The sequence below is a fragment of the Acidaminococcus sp. CAG:542 genome (assembly GCF_000437815.1).
In the GTDB taxonomy this organism is placed as follows: domain Bacteria; phylum Bacillota; class Negativicutes; order Acidaminococcales; family Acidaminococcaceae; genus Acidaminococcus.
This window is the reverse complement of record NZ_FR902097.1, coordinates 1-426: the sequence shown is the minus strand read 5'-3', so window position 1 is coordinate 426 and position 426 is coordinate 1. Positions and strand designations below refer to the sequence as shown.

At 47.9% G+C, this 426-nt stretch carries 1 protein-coding gene; it reads left to right on the top strand.

Translation table 11 applies throughout. The annotated features are described in order from the left end of the window. Nucleotides 1–247 (top strand): peptide deformylase (locus tag QVO43_RS08795; RefSeq protein ID WP_288174834.1); only part of this gene is annotated, 247 nt, incomplete at its 5' end. Nucleotides 248–426: the final 179 nt, after the last annotated feature.

The following is a 426-nucleotide window of genomic DNA, read 5'->3' as shown; positions in this document are numbered from 1 at the left end:
TATCGTAGTGAATCTGGGGATGATGGATCTGATCATGTTCAATCCGGTGATTCTCAAAAAGAAACATCCCTACGAAACCGAAGAAGGCTGCCTGTCCCTATCCGGAACCCGAAAAACCACCCGGTACAGGGAAATCCAGGTAGAATTCCAGGATATGGAATTCAAAAAGCAAAAACAGACATTCAAAGATTTTACGGCAGAAATCATCCAGCACGAGGTGGATCATTTGCAGGGAATTGTGATATAAAAGAACGGATACAATATAGTCTGTACAAAAAAAGGCCCGCAGTCGATGTGACTGCGGGCCTGATTTTTTTGCGACCTGGGGGGCCGGGATGGAAGGAAAGATGGATGGAACCCGTAACCGGTTTCCTCTGAATAAGGACGCAGCTGACGCTGCTAACCCACCACCAGCCTTGCGGCTGG